19 protein-coding genes are annotated in these 20,976 nt (G+C 69.4%); 12 read left to right on the plus strand and 7 right to left on the minus strand.

Going from position 1 to position 20,976, the window contains the following annotated elements; translation table 11 throughout:
* The first annotated feature begins 175 nt into the window (after positions 1-175).
* The 7 genes from QM591_RS01615 (at position 176) to QM591_RS01645 (ending at position 6,712) form a co-directional block, all read left to right on the plus strand.
* On the plus strand, positions 176-1,444 hold the full coding sequence (locus tag QM591_RS01615) for an ABC transporter substrate-binding protein (protein WP_415128927.1): 1,269 nt from the start codon (positions 176-178) through the stop codon (positions 1,442-1,444).
* 99 nt (positions 1,445-1,543) lie between these two features.
* Positions 1,544-2,509, plus strand: coding sequence for a carbohydrate ABC transporter permease (locus QM591_RS01620; RefSeq protein WP_067166185.1), 966 nt, complete (start codon positions 1,544-1,546; stop codon positions 2,507-2,509).
* Positions 2,509-3,417 (plus strand): carbohydrate ABC transporter permease, encoded by a 909-nt coding sequence (locus tag QM591_RS01625; protein WP_082829273.1) that lies wholly within the window; start codon positions 2,509-2,511, stop codon positions 3,415-3,417. Before QM591_RS01620 ends, QM591_RS01625 begins: the two co-directional genes overlap by 1 nt.
* A gap of 43 nt (positions 3,418-3,460) precedes the next feature.
* Positions 3,461-4,222, plus strand: a complete 762-nt coding sequence (locus tag QM591_RS01630) for a ThuA domain-containing protein (protein ID WP_415128930.1) — start codon at positions 3,461-3,463, stop codon at positions 4,220-4,222.
* Positions 4,219-5,289, plus strand: a complete 1,071-nt coding sequence (locus QM591_RS01635; protein WP_415128933.1) for a Gfo/Idh/MocA family protein — start codon at positions 4,219-4,221, stop codon at positions 5,287-5,289. The genes QM591_RS01630 and QM591_RS01635 overlap by 4 nt, the downstream gene beginning before the upstream one ends.
* A 69-nt stretch (positions 5,290-5,358) precedes the next feature.
* Entirely contained in the window at positions 5,359-5,823 is a 465-nt protein-coding gene (locus tag QM591_RS01640) for a carboxymuconolactone decarboxylase family protein (protein ID WP_415128935.1), read from the plus strand.
* A 31-nt stretch (positions 5,824-5,854) separates the two neighbouring features.
* On the plus strand, positions 5,855-6,712 hold the full coding sequence (locus tag QM591_RS01645; protein ID WP_415128937.1) for an MFS transporter: 858 nt from the start codon (positions 5,855-5,857) through the stop codon (positions 6,710-6,712).
* A 326-nt stretch (positions 6,713-7,038) separates the two neighbouring features.
* Here the strand turns inward: QM591_RS01645 and QM591_RS01650 are convergent, their stop codons facing one another.
* From QM591_RS01650 to QM591_RS01675, 6 genes are all read right to left on the minus strand, one after another.
* Positions 7,039-7,530, minus strand: a complete 492-nt coding sequence (locus QM591_RS01650) for a hypothetical protein (protein ID WP_415128939.1) — start codon at positions 7,528-7,530, stop codon at positions 7,039-7,041.
* A 105-nt stretch (positions 7,531-7,635) separates the two neighbouring features.
* Positions 7,636-9,174, minus strand: a complete 1,539-nt coding sequence (locus tag QM591_RS01655) for a glycosyltransferase family 39 protein (RefSeq protein ID WP_415128941.1) — start codon at positions 9,172-9,174, stop codon at positions 7,636-7,638.
* On the minus strand, positions 9,149-9,685 hold the full coding sequence (locus QM591_RS01660; protein ID WP_415128943.1) for an RNA polymerase sigma factor: 537 nt from the start codon (positions 9,683-9,685) through the stop codon (positions 9,149-9,151). The genes QM591_RS01655 and QM591_RS01660 overlap by 26 nt, the downstream gene beginning before the upstream one ends.
* Positions 9,686-9,693: 8 nt before the next feature.
* Positions 9,694-10,320 (minus strand): hypothetical protein, encoded by a 627-nt coding sequence (locus QM591_RS01665; RefSeq protein ID WP_415128945.1) that lies wholly within the window; start codon positions 10,318-10,320, stop codon positions 9,694-9,696.
* A gap of 146 nt (positions 10,321-10,466) precedes the next feature.
* The gene (locus tag QM591_RS01670) at positions 10,467-11,771 is read right to left on the minus strand and encodes an alpha-galactosidase (protein ID WP_415128946.1); all 1,305 of its coding nucleotides are present in this window, start codon (positions 11,769-11,771) and stop codon (positions 10,467-10,469) included.
* Entirely contained in the window at positions 11,768-13,948 is a 2,181-nt protein-coding gene (locus QM591_RS01675; protein ID WP_415128947.1) for an alpha-galactosidase, read from the minus strand. Before QM591_RS01675 ends, QM591_RS01670 begins: the two co-directional genes overlap by 4 nt.
* A gap of 71 nt (positions 13,949-14,019) precedes the next feature.
* On the opposite strand from QM591_RS01675, the gene QM591_RS01680 reads away from it, so the two are divergent.
* Entirely contained in the window at positions 14,020-15,888 is a 1,869-nt protein-coding gene (locus tag QM591_RS01680) for a beta-L-arabinofuranosidase domain-containing protein (protein ID WP_415128948.1), read from the plus strand.
* On the opposite strand, the gene QM591_RS01685 is transcribed toward QM591_RS01680, so the two are convergent.
* Positions 15,876-16,883, minus strand: coding sequence for a LacI family DNA-binding transcriptional regulator (locus QM591_RS01685; protein WP_415128950.1), 1,008 nt, complete (start codon positions 16,881-16,883; stop codon positions 15,876-15,878). The two genes, QM591_RS01680 and QM591_RS01685, sit on opposite strands and share 13 nt — an antisense overlap.
* A 91-nt stretch (positions 16,884-16,974) precedes the next feature.
* Between QM591_RS01685 and QM591_RS01690 the strand changes: the two genes are divergently transcribed.
* From QM591_RS01690 to QM591_RS01705, 4 genes are all read left to right on the plus strand, one after another.
* Positions 16,975-17,676 carry a ThuA domain-containing protein gene (locus tag QM591_RS01690; protein ID WP_415128952.1) on the plus strand — a complete coding sequence of 234 codons (702 nt, stop codon included), beginning with the start codon at positions 16,975-16,977 and terminating at the stop codon, positions 17,674-17,676.
* A complete protein-coding gene (locus tag QM591_RS01695; protein WP_415128954.1) occupies positions 17,655-18,740 on the plus strand; it encodes a Gfo/Idh/MocA family protein in 1,086 nt (361 codons plus the stop codon). Before QM591_RS01690 ends, QM591_RS01695 begins: the two co-directional genes overlap by 22 nt.
* Positions 18,737-20,251, plus strand: coding sequence for an alpha-N-arabinofuranosidase (locus QM591_RS01700; protein ID WP_415128956.1), 1,515 nt, complete (start codon positions 18,737-18,739; stop codon positions 20,249-20,251). Before QM591_RS01695 ends, QM591_RS01700 begins: the two co-directional genes overlap by 4 nt.
* Positions 20,252-20,345: 94 nt before the next feature.
* Complete coding sequence (locus QM591_RS01705) at positions 20,346-20,951, plus strand: class I SAM-dependent DNA methyltransferase (protein WP_415128958.1); 606 nt, start codon at positions 20,346-20,348, stop codon at positions 20,949-20,951.
* Positions 20,952-20,976 lie beyond the last annotated feature (25 nt).

The following is a 20,976-nucleotide window of genomic DNA, read 5'->3' on the forward strand; positions in this document are numbered from 1 at the left end:
ATGCGGCATCCCTCCCCTGCACAGATTCACCGCGCTGGTTTTTTTCGCGCAACTCTCTTGTCTGCCCCCAGGGCCCTGGCTAATCTGCGGGGCACGAGAGAACGATCTCTGCGCCCGCACCGACGCGCGGCGCCCGCAAGTTCCCCAGAGAAGAGGAATTGTCGTGAGATATCGCATGCCCGCCATCACTGTCGCCACCCTGGGCGTGGTCGCCCTCACCCTCACCGCCTGCAGCGGCGGAGGCGGTTCCCCGAAGGACGGCGACCCCAACGCACAGTTCGAGTTCTGGTCCTTCACCGGCATCGGGCAGAAGGACGCCGTCAACGCGTACCTCGAGAAGAAGCCCGACGCGAAGGTCAAGCTCAGCGAGGTGGGAAGCACCACCGAGACCGCCACCGCACTGACGGCGGCACTGGCCGGCGGCAAGGTCCCCGACCTGGTGCTCATCCAGGGCGACGACCTGCCGAAGTTCGTCGCCAACCCCGGCAACTTCATCGACCTGCGCACGCTCGGCGGCGACGACCTCGGCGAGGGCTACCTCGACTGGGCCGTGGACGCCTCGACGGCGGAGGACGGTTCTTTCATCTGCCTCCCCACCGACGTCGGCGGGCTCGGCCTCGCCTACCGCGCCGACCTGTTCGAGAAGGCGGGCCTGCCCACCGACCCCGACGAGGTGGCCGCCGCGTGGTCCACGTGGGACGACTTCATCGCGCTCGGGGAGAAGTACACCGAGGCCACGGGCGAGCCGTTCGTCGACAACGTCAGCACGACGATCTTCTTCGCCGCGGTCAACCAGGTGAGCCAGAAGTACTACTCCGCCGACGGCAAGACCATCTACGCAGACAACCCCGAGGTGAAGGACGCGTTCCAGGTGGGCGTCGACGCCTACGAGGCCGGCATCAGCGCGCACATCGACGCGTGGTCGACCGGATGGGGCCCCGGCAAGGCCAACGGCGCCTTCGCCGTGACGACCGCCCCCTCCTGGATCCTCAGCGGCCTGAAGAACGACGCGCCCGACACCGCCGGGAAGTGGCGGGTGACCTCCCTCCCCGGCATCGGCGGCAACTGGGGTGGCAGCTGCCTGGCGATCCCGGCTCGCGCGAAGAACCCCGCCGGCGCTTGGCAGTACATCCAGACGATGCAGTCGCCCGAGGGTCAGATCGAACACTTCGAGCGCAGCGGCACCTTCCCCGCCGCCGACGCGGCCCTGGAGAGCGACGCGGTCAAGGGCTACACCGACGAGTTCTTCGGCGACTCCCCGATCGGACGGGTCATCAGTGACTCGGTGCTGAACTTCCGCTCCTTCTACAACGGTCCGGACACGAGCGCGATCGGCGGCGCCTTCCTCAACGCCCTCATCGCGATGGAAGCAGGCAACACCGCTCCCGCCGACGCGTGGCAGACCGGCGTCGACGCCGCCGATCAGGCGGTCGCGGGCGGCTGAGCCCCCAGGGGGCGGCCCGCTCGCCGGACCGCCCCCTCCTCCTTCCGTCGGGACGGGCGCGCGCCAGTCCCCACCACTCCTGCGACCCCGGAGGGCCTCATGACCTCGACCGCCACTCAGACCGCGATCCCCGTGCAGAAGGGGCGTCGAAAGCGACCGCCGTCGACGCGGATCCGGGAATCGCGCCTGGAGCGGCTGGCCCCCTACGGGTATGTCGCCCCCTTCTTCGTCATCTTCTTCGTCTTCGGGCTGTTCCCGCTGCTGTTCACGTTCTACGTGGCACTGTTCGACTGGAACCCCATCGGGGAGCAGACCTTCGTCGGCCTCGCCAACTTCGAGCGGCTCCTGCAGGACCCCCGGTTCTGGAACGCGTTCGTCAACACCTTCGGGATCTTCCTGCTCTCCACGATCCCCCAGCTCGCCCTGGCACTCCTGCTCGCGCACCTGCTCAACCACGCGACCCTCAAGCTGGCGAACTTCTTCCGTATGGCGCTGCTCGTGCCCTACATCACCTCGGTGGCGGCGACCGCGATCGTGTTCGGCCAGATCTTCGACAAGAACTTCGGCCTGGTCAACTGGTTCCTCGAACTGATCGGGCAAGATCCCGTGAACTTCCTCGCGAGCCAGACCGGATCCTGGACCGTGATCTCGGCGATGGTCTTCTGGCGGTGGTTCGGCTACAACACCCTGCTGTATCTGGCGGGACTCCAGGCGATCCCGCGCGAGATCTACGAGGCGGCAGCGGTGGACGGCGCCTCCGGCTGGCAGCAGTTCATCCACCTGACGATCCCCTCGCTCCGACCGATCATCATCTTCACGGTGATCATGTCGACGATCGGCGGGCTCCAGATCTTCACCGAACCGCTCCTCGTGGCCCCCGAAACCGGCCTCACGTGCGGTGCGGCACGGCAATGCCAGACGCTCGCGCTGTTCCTCTACGAACAGGGCTTCGGCCAGTTCGAGTTCGGCTACGGCTCGGCGATCGGGGTCGCCCTCTTCGTCATCGTCGTGATCGCCGCACTCATCAACTTCTTCCTGTCCACCCGCACGCGAGGAGACCGCTGATGGCCGACACGCTCGACACCGCCACCCGGCTTCCCGCCGCGCCGCCGCTGGGCGGAAAGGGCCGCACCCCCCGCCGCAGTCGCGGCCGCGCCGGGCGGGTGCACTGGCTCGTGTACCTCGCGCTGTGGATCGCGGTCATCATCAGCGTCTTCCCGCTGTACTACATGTTCGTGATCGCCTCGATCGGGGCGACGGCGGTCACCTCCTACCCGCCCAAGTTCCTGCCGGGCGGCAACTTCTTCGAGGTGGCGGCGAAGGTGTTCGACACCGTGCCGTTCATCAACTCGCTCCTGATCAGCGTCTACGTCTCCACGACGGTCGCCGTGGTCACCGCGATCCTGTGCGCGCTCGCGGGCTTCGCCTTCGCCAAGCTGCACTTCCCCGGCCGCGACGTGCTCTTCGTGATCGTGCTGCTGACGATGACCGTGCCCGCGCAGCTGTCGGTGATCCCGCAGTACCTGATCATCTCGTCGCTCGACTGGGTCGACACCCTCCAGGCGGTCATCGTCCCGGGGCTCGCGAGCGCCTTCGGCATCTTCTGGATGCGCCAGCACATGGCCACGACCGTGACCGACGAGCTCATCCAGGCGGCACGGATCGACGGGGCGAACTCATGGCAGATCTTCTGGCGGATCGCGTTCCCCGTGGTGCGGCCGGCAGCCTTCGTGCTGGGGCTCATCACCTTCACCGCGGTGTGGAACGACTTCATGTGGCCTTTCATCGTCCTGAAGTCGGAGGAGCTGTTCACGGTGCAGATCGCGCTCAAGCAGCTGCAGGCCAACCGCCTGGTCGACGTGGCCCTCGCGATGGGCGGCTCGTTCATGGCAACACTGCCGCTCCTGATCGTCTTCTTCTTCGTGGGTCGGCGTATGGTGGCCGGCATCATGGACGGAGCGTTCAAGGGATGATCGCCTCCGCCTCCCGCCGCGCCGACCTCGAGAGGGCTCGCTGATGCCGATCCGGATCCTCGTCTGGGGTGAGAACCACCACGAGAAGCACCACGAGGTGCCGCAGCTGATCTATCCCGACACGATGCACGGCACGATCGCCGCGGGTCTGCGGCGAGTGCTCGGCGACGACGCCGTGGTCGAGACGGCGACCCTCGACGATCCCGAGCACGGTCTGACGGAGGAGCGCCTGGCGCAGACCGACGTCTTGTTCTGGTGGGGGCACATCCGCCATGACGCCGTCGCCGATGAGGTCGTGGACCGCGTGCACGGGCACGTGCTGGCGGGTATGGGATTCGTGCCGCTGCACTCGGCCCACTTCTCGAAGATCTTCATCCGGCTGATGGGCACCACGTGCTCGCTGCGCTGGCGCCAGGCGCAGGACCGGGAGCTGGTGTGGACGATCGATCCGACGCATCCGATCGCCGACGGCGTGCCCCAGCCGCTCGTGATCTCGGCGCAGGAGATGTACGGCGAGCCGTTCGACGTGCCGGCCCCCGACGAGCTCGTGTTCGTGTCGAACTTCTCCGGTGGCGAGGTGTTCCGCTCGGGCATGACCTACCGCCGCGGTCACGGCCGGATCTTCTACTTCTCGCCCGGCGACCAGGACTACCCGGTGTACCACGACGCCGCGATCCAGCGCGTCTTGGCCAACGCCGCCCGGTGGGCGCATCAGGACCAGCCACGGACACTGCCGCGCCTCGCGATGTATCAGGAGGGCGACTACGAGACGCCGCGCGAGTGGAACGGGAAGCCCCAGGAATGAGAGACGTCGTCCTCGTCGGCGCGGGCCCCATGGGCGAGGCCTGGATCGACACGGTCTCCCGCCGCGACGATGTGCGCCTGGCAGCCGTCGTCGACCTCCGCCCCGACGCCGCCCGCGATGCCCTGGGGCGACGCGGGATGGACCTGCCCGTCTTCGCCTCGCTCGACGACGCCCTGGCAGGGGGATCCGCCGACATCGTCCTCAACATCACGATCCCCGCCGCGCATCTTGCCGTCAGCTCCACGGCCCTGCGGGCAGGCGTGCCCGTGCTGAGCGAGAAGCCGCTCACCGAGACGCTCACGGAAGGGCTCGAGCTGACCGCCCTGAGCGAGCTGACCGGCACCCTCATCGCCACGAGCCAGTCACGGCGGTTCTCACGCGGCATCATCGCCTTTCGCGACGCACTCCGCCCCTACGGCGGTGCCGCCCAGCTCTCGGCGCGGTTCTTCCAGAACCCGCGCTTCGGCGGCTTTCGCGACGAGATGGACAGCCCGCTCCTGCGCGACATGGCGATCCACACCTTCGATCAGGCACGGTTCCTCCTGGGCGACGAACCGATACGGGTGTACTGCGAAGAGTTCTCTCCGCCGTGGAGCTGGTACCGGGGCGACGCGGCCGCTGACGCCGTGTTCGGCTTCGCGGGGGGCGCTCGGTTCTCGTACTCGGGGAGCTGGTGCGCGGACGGCCTGATGACGTCGTGGAACGGCGACTGGCATGCCTCGGCGGCGGGCGGATCGGCGACGTGGGACGGCGAGACGACCGTGCGCGTGCAGGGGAGCGACGAGCCACAGACGGCGGCGCTCCCCGACGCTGCCGAGGGACTCGACGGAGCCCTGAACGAGTTCCTGACCGCCCTCGATGGCGGGGCTTCCCCCTCGGGAGAGGTGCATGCGAACATCTGGAGCCTGGCGATGGTCGAAGGAGCCGTCGCCTCCTCCGCGACGGGCCGCCCCGTCGAGTTCGCCGAGCTGTTCGCCGATGCCCATGCGCGGGCCGTCGACGCCGCGCCCGCGGACGTCTCCGCGGTCTTGCGGTCGTGGTCGGAGCCGGTGCCCCGACGCACCTGACGCGATAGTCCTCGACGGCTACGCCGGACCGTTTGGTGCCGCGAACGCGGCAGGGCACAGGTTCGAGACGTGACCCACGAGACCCGCGTGAACCTCGGCACGCAGCACCCCACGAGCTACAAGGCCCTGATCGCTCTCTCGTCCGCGGCCGAGCAGAACGCCGCGGCGGCTGGATTGGACGCTCTGCTGGTGGAGTTGGTGAAGCTCCGGACGTCGCAGATCAACGGATGCGCATTCTGTCTCCGACTGCACACTCGCGACGCCCTCACCCGCGGGGAGACGCCCGATCGGCTGGCCGTCCTGTCCGCCTGGCGCGAGACGGCCTACTTCTCCGACCGGGAGCGGGCGGCTCTCGCATTGGTCGAGAGTCTGACACTCATCGCCGACACGCATGCCGCCGATGGCGATGAGGCGACGGCGCGTGAGGTCCTGTCTGCCGACGAGCACGCCGCGATCGCCTGGCTGACGATCGTGATGAACGCGTTCAACCGTGTCGCGATCACGAGTCGATACGACGTCGCCCCTGTCTCCTGAGCCGACCAGCCGCTGACCCACCCCGGCCCCCATGCACGAGACAGAGCGCAGCGATCCGTTCACAGAGGGGCGGCGATCAGAGGCGCTCCGCCTCCGCGCGTTTCGGCTCTTCTGGAGTGCGACGACGATCCGGGCCGTCGGCACCTCGATCGCGGGGGTCGCGTTCCAGGTGCTCATCGTCACGGTCGTCGCGGCGACGCCCTTCCAGATCGGGATCCTGAGCGGTCTGAGTGTGGCGCCCTATCTCTTTCTCGGCTTGATCGTCGGCGCCCTGATGGATCGTTGGAACCGGCAACGCACTCTCGTGCTGACGAGCATCGGGCGCGCGCTCGTCCTCGCCACCGTCCCCGTCCTGCTCCTGCTGGAGCGTCTGGACTTCTGGTCTCTCGCCGCCGTCATCCTCACCCTCGGAGTGTTGACGCTCTTCGCGCATTCGGCTGAGCAGCCGTTCCTGCCGCACATCGTGCCGCGGCCGCTCCTCGTCTCCGCGAACGCGAGGCTCGGGCAGAGCGAGACCGTGGCCGCCACCGCGGGCCCGGCTCTCGGGGGCACCCTCGTGAAACGGATCGGCGCGCCGAGGCTCTTCGCGTTCGAGGCGGCCATCCACGCCAATTCGGCGATTCTCCAGTTACGGCTCCGGTCCGTCGAGCCGCCCCCCTCCGCGCGCAGAGGGCCGTCACTTCGCGCACGACAAGAGTGGAAACACCTCGGTCTCAATCGAACGCGATCATCCAACGGGCCGCGCGGCGCGCCACGATCTAGGGAACATAGTAATACGGAGACAAGTTGGAGCCAGCATCAGCGTAAGCACCGGTGGTCGCTTGATAAGCACGACCGAGTCCTTGCGTTCGGTAGTTTCCCGCTCCGCAGTCGTACTGGATGTACTTGACCAGCCGCACGATCGCGCGGGAGTTGTATACCGTGTTCGATACGGCACAACCTGACGTTCCTTTGGAGAGCAACGCCGCGGCACCCAAGTAGCCGGCGGCAGAACTGGCCCCGTTCGTTCTTTCGACATGCGCACCGCCGATCGGCACGCCTCCCGAGCTAGTCGTATATCCACGAACGTGATACCCGCCGCCAAAACTCCGCCAGTCGGAATAAGTGGTGGCAGCAGCGGCGCCCGCGAAGACCCCAACTGAGAAGCTACCTAGAAGTACTCCGGCTATCAGAGCTCGACTCTGCAAGCGAGGACGTTCCCACCCGCTCGGCCCACTAGTCATCACGGCGCTCCTCTCGCGTGGCTGGCACCACGGGAAACTCGCCGATCCGGGTGATCCCGTCGGTGAGATAGACGGGTATCGCCTTCACGCCATTGGATCGGTTCTGAGCCAGATCCTCCGGCTTCGCGCCGGGGGGCGGCGACAGTGCTGCGTTCATGTCAGCGGAGTAGACGTAACCGATCTTGCCGTTGGTCGCGATCACTTCAATCAGATCGGGAGTCGGGATGTCCGAGCCGTCTAGGTATCCATAGCTACGACCCGAGTCGTTGACTCCACGGGTGCCAGGAACAACTCCGTCTGCTGCCGAAACGTCTGCATACGATGGCGGGTCGTCGACGGAGGCGACGTAAACCTCTGTAGACGACGGCTGCCCTTCCGTTGCGCCAGGAACAGGACCAGAGACAGGAACACCGTTGACCGCAACTACTCCCACGATGACACCGACTGCCGCGGTGATGACGACCACTCCTACGATCTTGCGCATATCGGGACCCTTCGCCGTATTAGCGATTCAACAACGATCGAAAGGGAATCGCAAGGAACAACTTGATCATGTTCCGGCACATTCCCGCCCACCGATCCGGCGGTCTCAGCCGAGCGCGATCGGGCGCACCCGTGAGCCGGCACCGTGAGCGGCACGAGCGTCCTCCCGGCGCCACTCGCCCACCGTGAGACCACCGACTTCCCGAATCGACGCCTGAGCGTAACCATGCTCGGCCAGTTGCTGTGCGAACGCCGAGCCGTCTCTGGTAGCGACCCAGATGTCAGCATCGATGGCGATTTTGGTGAAGGTCGGCTCGACGAGGGTATCCGAGTAGGTGCCGGTGTCGACATAGCTCGATGCGAATGCGATGTCCCGAAGACCTGCGAACGCGTGCGGATAGGCGGCGATGGCGACGCGTGGCCGCGTTCCCCCGGGGCCGGAAGCCTCCAGCAGGAACGCATCGCCTGGCCGGGCATGCGCCGCGATGAAGGATGTCGCCGCGCGCAGGTCGGTGGCCCCTGGTTTCGCCGTCGGCAGCCGCGATGCGACGTAGTGCGGCACGCTGAGTACGCAGACGAGAACACACGCGGCGATCACGACCCGCCGACGAGCAGCCCCGATGAGCGAGCCACCCAAGAGCGCGAGCGCCGGCGCACACATGGTCAGGTAGCGCGGCGTGAAGACGGGCGTCCCCGCGAGAGACAGGACCACCAGCACCGTTCCGGGCAGGCACAGCCATGCCAGGAGCGATACCACGGGGCGCGACAGCGTGACCCGTCGCCCCGCTCGTACCGCGACAGCGCATAGCAAGGCCCACCCGATCGGCACCCAGAATGCGGAGCCGAACATCGGCTCGATCAGCACGGTGTAGGGGTTCACGTCCTGCGCGGCCAGCCACGCGACCTGGCCCCGCTGCGCAATCATCGTGAGCACGAGGGGCACAGCGAGAATCCCCGGGACCGCGAGCACGGCTGAAGCGCGGCGGATGCGTGTGCGCCCGGGAAGGCTGGTGTCATCCGCGAGGAGCGCCAGCGCGGGGAGCACGAACAGGGCGTAGGCGAACATCCACACCGCCGCCGCGGCCGCTCCCGTGACAGCCACCCTCAATGCCCAACCTCGGCGCTCACGGGCCGCCGCCACGAGCACGGCGGCGACGATCAGCAGAGTGGTCGCCATCGCGTACGAGCGCGCCTCGACGCCTTGAGTCGTCATCCTCGGGAGGACGACGAAGATCAGTGCCGCCAAGACGCCCGCGGCCGTCCCGAACCACCGCCGCCCGAGGTGGAACACGCCGGTGGCCCCCACGGCGACGGCGAGTGCCGAGGGGAACCGCACCGAGAACTCGGATGCTCCGAAGACATGGATCCACCCATGCATCACGAACGCATACAGTCCGTGTACCGCGTCCCGGTGCCGCACGAATCCGACGAACTCGGGCAGGGGCAACCGCGCGAGCTGCAGCGTAGCGGCCTCGTCGTACCAGAAAGAAGGCACCCAGGACCAGGCCATCGTGACGACGAGCGTCGCGGCAAAGACGAAGAGCGGCTCCCATCCACCGTCGACGATCGAGGATCGAAGGCGCCGCCGACGTGCAGGAAACGACGGCGCGTGGGGTGCGTCACTCGATGTCAGCGCTGTCAGCAAGCTGATCTCGCAACACCTTTCGCGCGCGGGACAGTCGGGCGCGAACCGCGGTTGCTGGCTTGCCGAGGATCGTGGCGACTTCCGCCTGCGCGAACCCGTCCCAGTACACCAGGCGCACGATCTCCTGGTCGATCTCGGGGAGGCGGGCGATGAGGGAGCGGACGCGCTCGTCCAGGTCGTCGTCGCGCGCGGCGGCGGTGTGCTGAGTGGCGAGATCCGCAGCGAGGGTCGCCCGAAGCCTGTCGCTCAATGCGGATCTCCGGCTGCGTCCGCGACGGTACCGCGACAACATCTTGCGGGCGATGCCGAACAGCCAGGCTCGAAGCAGGTCCGGCTCGATCTTGCTTGTCCGGCTGGATCGCCAGGCGGTGAGGAATGTGTCGCTCACCAGGTCGGCGGCGTCCTCGACCGGGACATCCCGCTTGATGAAATAGCCCAGCAGCCCGCCCGCCTCGCGCCGGAACGTCTCCGCAAGATCCGCGCTCGCCGGCGGGGGAGTGGACTGCGTCACCGCGACGGTCAATGCAGTTGTCCCGTGCAGTCAGTGTGCATCTCGGCCGCGCCCCCGCGGCCGGCGGAGAGCCCGAGCTCGTTCTCGACGTCGATCACGATGAAGTCGAGCATCGACTCGGTGAGAGCGCTGCGGGCTGGCTGCGGCTCCCAGTCGGGACTGCTCCCGTCGCCGGGAAGCCATTCCACGGAGCGGGGCAGATCTGCGGGCGTTCCTTCCCTCTCGCCGGTGAGGACGAGCGCGTAGTTGTAGATGCGTTGACCGATGCCGTCGGCGGCGAACTCATGCGTCTTGTAGTACTCGGTCACCTCCGCCAGTCGAGGTGAGAAGAGCGAGCTCGCAATGTGCGCAGTGCACGACACCGTCACACCTGTGTCGGTCGTGTACTCGACCGTGATGGGGACATCCAGCCGCGTCATCTGCTCGGCCACGACAGCGCCCGCCGTCAGGGCGCCCACCGCGACGATCGCTCCCGGAACCAGCCACAGAAGGCGCTTCCGCCGCCTCCGCCCGTGACCTGACGCCGCGTTCCGCGACTCCAGAACGAGCGCGTCCAGCGCCGCTTCCGTCGCGACCGAAGGAACGAAAGTCGGGCTGCTGCCCGACAGGACCTCATCAACACTGCGCTTGCTCACCGCTACCCCCTCCATCGAAGACCACGGCACTTCCGCTGTCGAAGAGGGAATGCCCGGCACGGCACGAAGTGTGACACGGCTCTCGAAAGCCGCTCTTCACGAGCACCCGCAATCTCCCGAGGATAAACCCCAGTCCGCCGCCCGTCTCAGTCGAAGGCGATCAGGCGCACCCCGTGAGCCGGCACCGTGAGCGGCACTGCGGCACCCTCGATCGGGAGCTCCTCTCCGGTCCACACGTCCTCCGCACGCGCGGCGTCGGTGAGCCCGAGGTCTGCAAAGTGCGCCCGGTAGGCCCGCGGCTCGTCTCCGAGCCAGAAGACGGCACGGAACGCTCGGCCCGACACCGAGGCCTCCCACGCGACGAGGTCGCCGTCCCGAATGATCTCACGGCTGCCCTCGCCGCCCAGGAGCGAGAGGACGGTCTCGTTCGTCAGGAGCTCGAGGGTGTCGGCCGGGGTGTCGGGAAGATGACCGCCGAACATGAGCGGCGAGCGCAGGAGGCACCACAGCGTCAGGAGCGTGCGCTGTTCGTCGAGCGAGAAGCGGCTCAGCCGGTCTCCACCGACGTGCGCACGGATGCCGATGCGCCCGAGCGGAAGCATGTCGGCGTCGGCCCAGGCCCCCGGGCGTTGGTGCGGAGCCCAGCGCGCCGCACGCTGGAACTGTTCGCGCAACTGCCCCCAGTCGTCCCAGAAGTCGTCGGAGATCCGCCACATCTGGGCCACGTCGCGGAACTCCTCCAGGTGAGCGAGGGAGAGCTCCCGTCCCGGCGACAGCGAGAGGACCATCGGCCGACCACTGCGATCGATGGCGCGCGAGACGGCGGCGATCTCCGCCGACTCGACCGGCGGATAGAGCACGTCGTCGAGCTTGACGAAGTCCACTGCCCATTCGGCGAGGAGGGCCATCAACGAGTCGTAGTACTCCTGACCTCCCGGGCGGGTCACATCCACCCCCACGTTGTCGGGGTTCCACGGGCAGAGCCGGGTCTCGTCGGCGATGTCGGCGCAGGTCACGTCCGTCCCGAGCACGGGGAGCCCGCGCTCGACGGCACGCCGGGGCACGCCCCGCATGAGGTGCACGCCGAAGCGCAGCCCGAGGGCGTGGACGCGGTCGGCCAAGGGGCGGAAGGAGCCGCCCGCCGCCGAGGGGAACCGGCCCGGTGCCGGGAGGGGTCGTCCCCACTGGTCCAGGACGGCGTCCGACGCCTCGCGGTAGTCGTGCGTGCCGGGGTCCGGCTCGTACCACTGGATGTCGACCACGACGGTGTCCCAGCCGTGGCCTCGCAGGTTCTCGGCCAGGTACTCCGCGTTGGCGAGCACCTCCGCCTCGGTGACCGATCCGCCGAAGCAGTCCCAGCTGTTCCATCCCATGGGCGGACGCTCCGCCCGGGCACGGCGTTCCGGGTCCATCCGCGTCGGGTGCCCCGATGCCGTCTCGAGCGCGCTCATGCGTCGTCTCCCACCGCGGTGGCGCGGACGAGGAGCGCCCGATCCGGGGCGAACAGCGGGATCTCGAGCCCCATGGCCGCGAGCGCACTGCCGGAGAACACCGGACCGGCGGCGGTGTCGGAGCCGAGCGCCGGGGCGGCATCGACCCAGGCGGGTCGGTAGTCGGACGGGCCGAGCCACGAAGGAAGCGCCGCTTCGATGCGGTACGACCTGCGCGGAGACAACCCCGTCAGGCGCACCCGTGCAGAGGTGTCGGCCGAGTGCGGCGGAGTGACGATGGAGTACAGCGCGTCGGACGCGTCGGGCGCCACGACGCCCCGCAGAGACGCGAGTCCGTCGTCGGTGACGACCCTCCCCTGCTGGATCAGCCCGCGGAACCGTCGGTAGAGCGTCACCCAGCGCTGCAGCTGCGCCCGCTCCTCGTCGCTCACGGCGCGCACGTCGAGCTCGAAGCCGAAGTGGCCGAGGAAGGCGATGGCGCATCGCGTGTGGAGGTCGTGATGCCGACCGGTGGCGTGAGAGGGGGAAGAGGCGACGTGCGATCCGAGCATCTCGGGCGGCACGAGGAGCCCCGTCCAGCGGAGGATGCGCGCCCGGTCGAGCGCGTCGTGGTTGTCCGACGTGTGCACGCGGTCGGTGCGCGCGAGCACACCGAGGTCCACCCGCCCCCCGCCGGATGCACACGACTCGATCTCCAGATCGGGGTGCCGCTCGCGCAACTCGTCCAGGAGCCGGTACAGCGCCCACGTCTGCTCGTGCACAGCGGGCGTGCCGGTGTGCGGGTGCCCGGCGGCGACGAGGTCGCGGTTGTGGTCCCACTTCAGATACGCCACACCGAGATCGCGCACGAGCCCGTCGAGCGCCTCGAGGATGTGGGCGAACGCCTCGGGGTTTGTCAGATCCAGCACCTGCTGGAAGCGCGCCTCAGGAGGAAGCTCCGGCCGCGCCCGGAGGATCCAGTCGGGGTGCGCGCGGGCGAGGTCGGAATCGGGGTTGATCATCTCGGGCTCCACCCACAGGCCGAACTCCATCCCCGTCGCGCGCACGTGGTCGGCGAGGGGGCCCATGCCCTCGGGCCAGATCTCGGGATCGACGATCCAGTCGCCGAGGCCTCGATGATCGTCGCGGCGTCCGAGGAACCAGCCGTCGTCGACGACGAAGCGCTCCACCCCGACGTCGGCGGCGGCCGTCGCCAGCTCGATGAGGTCATCGGGTCGGAGGTCGAAGTAGACCGCCTCCCAGATGTTGAGCGTCACGGGACGCGGTCGCCGCGCCGCGCGGTTCAGCCCGCGGACGTGGCGGTGGAAGCGCGACGAGGCCGCGTCGAGACCGTCTCCGAAGCTGCCGTACACCCAGGGGGTGCGGTAGGTGTCGCCCGTCGCCAGCCGCACTTCGCCGGGGAGGAGAACTTCGCCGCCGCGCAGCGCCAGGGTGCCGTCGGTGCGCTCGACCGCGTGGACGTGGTTTCCGCTGAAGCCGACGTGGAGCAGCCAGACGTCGCCGCCAGGTCCGCTGAAGCCGGGCTCCCCCACCGCGATCACGCCCGTCGCGTCGAGCCCGGTGCGGCCGCGCCGCGACTCCCGCGCGTGGATCCCCATCGCGACGGGATGACGCTGTGGCGCCCGTTCGAACGCCCATCGTCCGACGAAGTCGAGGATCTCGGTGGCCCGCGTCGGGACGGCGAGAAGGGGCGAGACCTCGAGCACGTCCAGGAGTTCCGCGCCCGCACTGTCGTTGCGCACGACGGTACGCGTCCGCAGGAGTCCCTCCGACGTGAGATCGATCTCTAGCTCGAGGTCGATTCCGGCCCACCGGTCGACGGCGTGCAGGGCGACGAGGCCCTCCCCCAGCGCCGAGACCCGCTTCTGCACGACCGTCTCCGGCGCCAGCGTCGCACCGCCGAGCGAGAGGCTCTCGACCTCGAACACCGGCGTCCACGCGACGCCCGCGCGGTGCACGGACAGCCCCGGACGACCACCCCACCCCTCGGCGTGTTCCGGCAGAATCACGGCCCCCGGGCGGGAGAGAACGGCACCGGCGAGGCTTGCGAGCACGGCGTCGTCGGCGACGTCGATCCGCTCCCCCCAGTGACAGATCGCCGGCAGCGCGGCCCCGCGCTGAGCGATGACGACGGAGACTTCATCGGTGAAGACATGGACGATCCTTGCGGAAGGCATGCATCCCAGTGTTGCGCAATCCACCCCGCGAAGTACAGTGAGAGATCGATCTCACCGAGGAGGTTCGAGCCATGACGGCCACCGCTGCTCCGTCCGATGTCGACCACCCGCGACCCCCCGCGGCGCTCACCGCTCTCCCGCCGGGGGCGGCACGCCTGCGCCCCGGCCTCTTCGAGGATCGGCGCCGGCTCAACCGCGACTACCTCCGGTCACTCCGGGCTCCGAATCTGCTCCAGAACCACCTGATCGAAGCCGGCATCGGCTCACAGGCCTGGCACCTCCACCCCTCGCGCGACGACGCCGAATCCCGCGGGCTCGACCGCCATTGGGGGTGGGAGACACCCGGCTCGCTCCTGCGGGGACACTTCGTCGGTCACTGGCTCTCGGCCGCCGCGAGGGAGATCGCGGTGACCGGCGACGCACACCTGCGCGCCACCCTGGGCGAAGTGCTCGACGGCCTGGAGCTCTGCCAGCGCGAGAACGGCGACGGATGGGTGTTCGCGATCCCGCCTGCCTTCCTCGATCGCCTCGCGGACGGGCGGGAGGTGTGGGCACCGCAGTACGACATGCACAAGACGCTCATGGGTCTCGTGGACGTGTCTCGCGAGCTCGGCGAGGAGCGCGCGAGACAGATCGCCCACGCGGCGGCCGGACGCCTGCTCGGCTGGGCACGGACCTTCGACGACGACTCCTTCCAGCGGATCCTGGAAGTGGAGACGGGCGGCATGCTGGAGGTGTGGGCCGACCTGCTGGAGGCGACGGGCGACCCGATGTACCTCGAGCTGCTCGATCGGTACACGCACCGGTCGCTGTTCGACGGGCTGCTGGCGGGACGGGACGTGCTCACCAACATGCACGCCAACACGACCATCCCCGAGATCCTCGGTGCGGCGCGGGCCTACGAGGTGACCGGCGACGAGCGGTGGCAGCGGATCGTCACGGCCTACTGGGACAGCGCCGTGACCCAGCGCGGGACCTTCGCCACGGGCGGACAGACCTCCGGCGAGATCTGGACGCCGCCGCACGCTTTCGCGTCCCGCCGCGGCGAGAAGACGCAGGAGCACTGCGCGGTCTACAACATGATCCGGCTGGCGGACACACTGCTGCGCTGGACGGGCGACCTCGCCTACGCCGACTACATCGAGAAGAACCTCTACAACGGCATCCTCGCCCAGCAGCACCCCGGCACCGGCATGGTCGCCTACTTCCTGCCGCTCCACGGCGGCGCCCGCAAGGCATGGGGCTCTCCCACAGAGGACTTCTGGTGCTGCCACGGCACCCTCGTGCAGGCGCACACGCGCCACGCCTCGCTCGGGGTGTACACCGCGTCCGACGACGACGGAGCGACGGTGACGGTCGCACAGTACATCCCGGTCGAGGCCGACCTCCCCGGCGGCGGTCGGCTGACGGTCGAGCTGGTCGATCACGCTGGCTACGTCGGTCCGGACTCCAACGCGGGGGAGGCCGGCGACCTGCACCGACCCCGCGCATGGCGGGTGCGGGTGCGCCTGGACTCACCCGTCGCGGGGAGGCTCCGCCTGCGCGTTCCGGAGTGGACCGACGGAGAACCGGCCGTCCGCGGCGCCGAGGGAGCCACCCGCCGCGGAGACACCCTGGAGGTTCCGCACGCCGCCGGCATCACCACGGTCGAAGTCGACTTCCCGCACACCGTCCGCGCCGTGCCGATCCCCGATGACCCTACGACGGTCGCGTTCGTGGAGGGACCCGTGGTCCTCGCGGGACTCGTCGACGCCGAGATCACGCTGTCCGGCGACGCGGCGCGCCCCGAGACCATTCTTGCCGTCGACAACGAACGCCAGTGGTCGCAGTGGCTCACCGGCTACCGCACCGTCGGGCAACCGCGCTCCGTGCGACTCGCTCCCCTGCACGCGATCGCCGACGAGAGCTTCAGCGTCTACTTCCCGATTCATCCGGCATGAGTGGAGCCCCGGACCACGAGGGTGGTGGGGAGCTCGATCACCGAGCCGATCGGCAGGTCGGGATCCACGAGCGCACGCACCGCGGCCGAGGCCATCTCGCGGATCGGCTGGCGCACCGTGGTGAGTCCGGGCTGCAGGTACCGCGCGCCACGTACGTCGTCGAAGCCGACGACCCGCACGTCTGCGGGCACGCCCAGACCGAGCTCCGCGATCGACCGGTAGGCACCCGCCGCCATCTCGTCGGAGCAGGCGAACAAGCCCACCGGCCCGCTCCCGGGAAGCGATCGCAGCGCGGGCAGCACCGCCTGGCGCGCCTGCACGGCCTCCCATCCGGCCTGCACGCGCATCAGCGGAGCGCCGGGGAGGAGCTCCTCGACCGTGCGGGTGAAGCCTTCGACGCGAGCCCGCCCATAGCGGTAGGCGGGCGCACCGGCCACCACGATGAACCGCGTGCAGCCCCGCTCGATCAAGTGCGCGGCCGCCTCCGCAGCACCGGCCCGGTCGGTCGTGCGCACGCTCGTCAGCTCGACCGACGGCTCCGACGGAGGTTCCATCAGCACGATCGGGATGCCCGCGTCGCGGAGCACCGTGAGCTGGCTCAGTGTGGGGCGGATGAGGCCCAGCACGACGCCCGCCGAGCCCCGACCGCGCACCCGGATCGGCCAGTCGTCGCCCGGATCGTCGCTCTCGGCGGTCAGGACGAGGTCGTACCCCAGCTCGGCCGCCGCCTGATGCGCCCCGGCGGTCACCTCGTCCGTGTACGGGTCGTGGTAGTGGCCGAGCACGAGATCGAACAGGCGGGCCGTCCCGGTGCGGGGGCGCCCACGCGGCTCGTCCTCCCGCGCATAGCCGAGGCGCCGCGCCGCGGCGAGGATGCGCGCCCGGGTGGGCGCCGCCATCTCGCCCCGTCCGCGCAGGGCGCGCGACACCGTCGAGGTGCTCACACCGGCCTCGTGCGCGATCTGAGCGAGGGTCGCGCGTCCCGACGTCGTCATCCCGCAATTTTTGCGCACATTTCAGCGGCGCGCATCCCCGGCGTGACATCGTGAGGGCGCGTCACAGGCAGCGAAGCCGAAAGGATCACCGATGACCGCCAAGAAGGCACTCGTCGTCCGCGGCGGCTGGGACGGCCACCGTCCCGTCGAAGCGACCGAGCTGTTCCTCCCCTTCCTCCGCGACCACGGCTACGACGTGCGCGTCGAAGAGGACAACGAGGTCTATGCCGATGCCGAGGTCATGGCTGCGACCGACCTCGTGCTGCAGTCGGTGACGATGTCGAAGATCTCCACCGAGGCGTTCCGGGGTCTTCGCGCCGCGGTCGAGGCGGGAACGGGGCTCGCAGGCTGGCACGGCGGGATCGCCGACTCCTATCGCGACAACTCCGACTACCTGCAGCTCGTGGGCGGACAGTTCGCCACGCACCCGTCGAAGCACCCCGACGAGTGCCGCGGCGACGAGTCGGACAACTTCCTGCCCTACACCGTGGAGATCACCGAGCTCGGCCGCGATCACGAGATCACCGCCGGCCTCGGCGACTTCCCGCTCCTCACCGAGCAGTACTGGGTGCTGCACGACGACCTGATCGACGTGCTGGCCACCACGACCCACCCGGTCCAGCCCTACCACCCGTGGCACCGCCCGATCACCTCCCCGGCGGTCTGGACCCGCCTGTGGGGCCGTGGACGGATCTTCGTCGCCACCCCCGGCCACAGCCTCGACGTGCTGCAGGATCCGGCCGTCCGCACCGTCATCGAGAGGGGAATGCTGTGGGCGACCCGCACGGCGTAGGCATCGTCGGGCTCGGCGTCATCTCGGGCACCTACCTCGAGACGCTCACGAGCCACCCGGGCATCCGGATCGTCGCGGTCGCCGACCTCGATCACGAGCGGGCGATCACGGTCGCTGCGGGCATCGCCGGGTGTCGCGCACTGTCCGTGGCGGAGCTGCTCGCCGACCCCGAGGTCGCCACCGTCCTCAACCTGACGATCCCCGCCGCTCACGCCGAGATCGCCCGCGCAGCCGTGGCCGCCGGCAAGAACGTCTATGGCGAGAAGCCCCTGACGGCGGCGTTCGCCGACGGCGTGGACCTCCTCGCCACGCGCGGCGACGCGTGGGTGGGCGCGGCGCCCGACACGGTGCTCGGCACCGGCGTGCAGACCGCACGCGCCGTCGTCGATTCGGGCGCGATCGGACGGCCGCTCTCGGCCGTCGCGACGTGGGTGGCCCCGGGGCACGAGCTCTGGCATCCGCAGCCCGACTTCTACTACCGCGCGGGAGGCGGGCCGCTGCTGGACATGGGTCCGTATTACGTGACCTCGCTCGTCCACCTCCTCGGCCCCGTGGTATCGGTCGTGGGAGCCTCTTCCCGCCCCCGCACCGTGCGGACGATCGGTTCCGGCCCGCGGGCGGGTGAGGAGATCCCCGTCGAGGTCGACACCCACGTGACGGGTGTGCTCACCCACGCGGGCGGAGCGCTGTCGACGGTGACCTTCAGCTTCGATGCGGTGGCGACCGGGGCCTCGCCGATCGAGGTGCACGGTGAGCTCGGCTCGGTCTCGGTGCCCGACCCGAACCTGTTCGACGGCGAGGTGCGCGTGAGCGCTCTGGGCACCCCCGGCTGGACCCCGATCGCGGCCCGCGCCGGGTACGCCGACGCAGCCCGCGGGATCGGGCTCATCGACTTCGTCCGCGGCCACGGCCGTGCCGACGGCGCGCTGGGCCTCCATGTCCTCGAGATCATGACCGAGCTCTTGAACGCGGCCGCCGACGGCGCGCGCCACGACCTCACCACGACCGTCGAACGGCCCGACCTCGTGCCCCTGACGCCTGCTACCGAATGGAGAACTCCGTGACCGCGACCGCCCGAATCGTCGTCGACCTCGACGTCACCGGCGCCACGATCAACCGACACGTCTACGGCCACTTCGCCGAGCACCTCGGCCGCTGCATCTACGACGGCTTCTGGGTGGGCGAGGACTCCGAGATCGAGAACGTCCGCGGCATCCGCAGTGACGTCGTCGCGGCTCTCCGTGCGCTCGACATCCCCAACCTCCGCTGGCCGGGCGGATGCTTCGCCGACGAGTACCACTGGCGCGACGGAATCGGTCCGCGCGAAGAGCGGCCCCGCGTCGTCAACTCCCACTGGGGCGACGTGGTCGAGAACAACCACTTCGGCACGCACGAGTTCATGGACCTCTGCGAGATGCTCGGCGCGGAACCGTACATCGCCGGCAACGTCGGCAGCGGGACCGTGCAGGAGATGAGCGAGTGGGTCGAGTACCTCACCCGCGGCGACGACAGCCCCATGGCGCGCCTGCGCCGCGCGAACGGACGCGACGAGCCGTGGAAGGTGCCGTTCTGGGGCCTCGGCAACGAGCCGTGGGGCTGCGGCGGCACGATGAGCGCCGAGCAGTACGCCTACGAGGCCCGCAAGTACGCCACCTTCTGTCGCGACCACAGCGGCAACGCACTCATGCGGATCGCGGCCGGAGCCAATGAGGGCGACCTGCAGTGGACGCGGGCCCTCATGGAGGCGCTGGACTGCGTCGGCTGCACCCTGTACGGCAAGCCGGTGTACCAGGCCGTGTCGTTCCACTACTACACGCACTCGGGATCGGGCATCAACACGGAGGACGCCACGGCGTTCACCACCGCGCAGTACTACGACACCCTCGCCTATGCCTCCGAGGTGGATCGCATCCTCCGCGGACACATCGCCGTGATGGACACCTACGACCCCGACGGCCGCATCGCGCTCGTGTGCGACGAGTGGGGCACGTGGTGGAACGTCGAGGAGGGGACGAACCCGGGCTTCCTCTTCCAGCAGAACACGGTGCGCGACGCCCTCGTCGCCGGGATCCACTTCGACGCCTTCCACCGGCATGCGCGGCGCCTGCAGATCGCGAACATCGCGCAGACGCTCAACGTGCTCCAGGCGATGATCCTCACCGACGGCGACGCGATGGTGCTCACGCCGACGTACCACGTGTTCGAGATGAACAAGGGGCACCAGGACGCACAGTCGATCCCGGTGCACGTGCTGGAGAGCCCGTCGACGACGGCGCGCGGCGCCGAACTGCCGCTCGTGTCGAGCTCGGCCTCGACGAAGGACGGGAAGGCGCTCCTCTCGCTCACGCACCTCGGTGCCGAGGGCGACCTCGACGTCTCGGTGGACCTGCGTGGGCGGGGTGCGCGCGTGGCCCGCGCCCGTGTGCTGACGGGTGACTCGACGGCCGCGTTCAACGACGTCGACACCCCCGAGGCGGTCGCTCCGGCGCCGCTCGAGACGACGATCGTCGACGGGGTGCTGTCGCTCCGGCTTCCCCCGCACTCCTTCGCGACCGTGGAGCTCGACGTCGACTGACCGGACATCGGAGCGCGGGGAACGGCGCCGGGCCTGCGTACCGGCATGCCGAGGGGGCGCGGGGCCGGTCGAACACCATCGCTAGCCTGGACAGGTGACGACCACGACCGCGGCCTACTCGGGCCGCGCCGATGAGTACGCACAGCTCCTCGGTGCGATGTCGGCCGTCCACCCTTCCGACCGGCAGATCGTCGAGTCGTGGGCCCACGCAGTCGCGGGTCGGGTGCTGGACGCCGGATGCGGACCCGGGCATTGGACACAGCACCTCGCGGAGCTGGGGCTCGACGTACGCGGGATCGACCTGGTGCCGTCGTTCATCGAGCACGCACGATCGACGTTCCCCGGGGTGTCGTTCGCGACGGAGAGCATCGACGACATCCAGGAGCCGAACGGCGCCCTCGGCGGCGTCTTGTCGTGGTTCTCGACGATCCACCACGCTCCGGAGGATCTGCACACGCCGCTCGCGGAGTTCGCCCGGGTGCTCCGGCCCGGTGGACGACTCGTCCTGGGGTTCTTCAGCGGCGCGTCACTCGAGCCGTTCGACCACGCCGTCGCTCGGGCATACCGATGGCCGGCGGACCACCTGCGCGGGCGCCTCGCCGCCGCCGGTTTCGACGTGCTCGAGACGCATCTCCGCGAGACGCGCGACGAACGGCCGGTGGGCGCGATCGTGGCCGAGAGATGCGCGACGGGTCACTGACGCGCGCGCGACCGACGGGCTGGGA

Origin of the sequence: Microbacterium sp. (assembly GCF_047607225.1) — a bacterium.
Classification (GTDB): Bacteria; Actinomycetota; Actinomycetes; order Actinomycetales; family Microbacteriaceae; genus Microbacterium.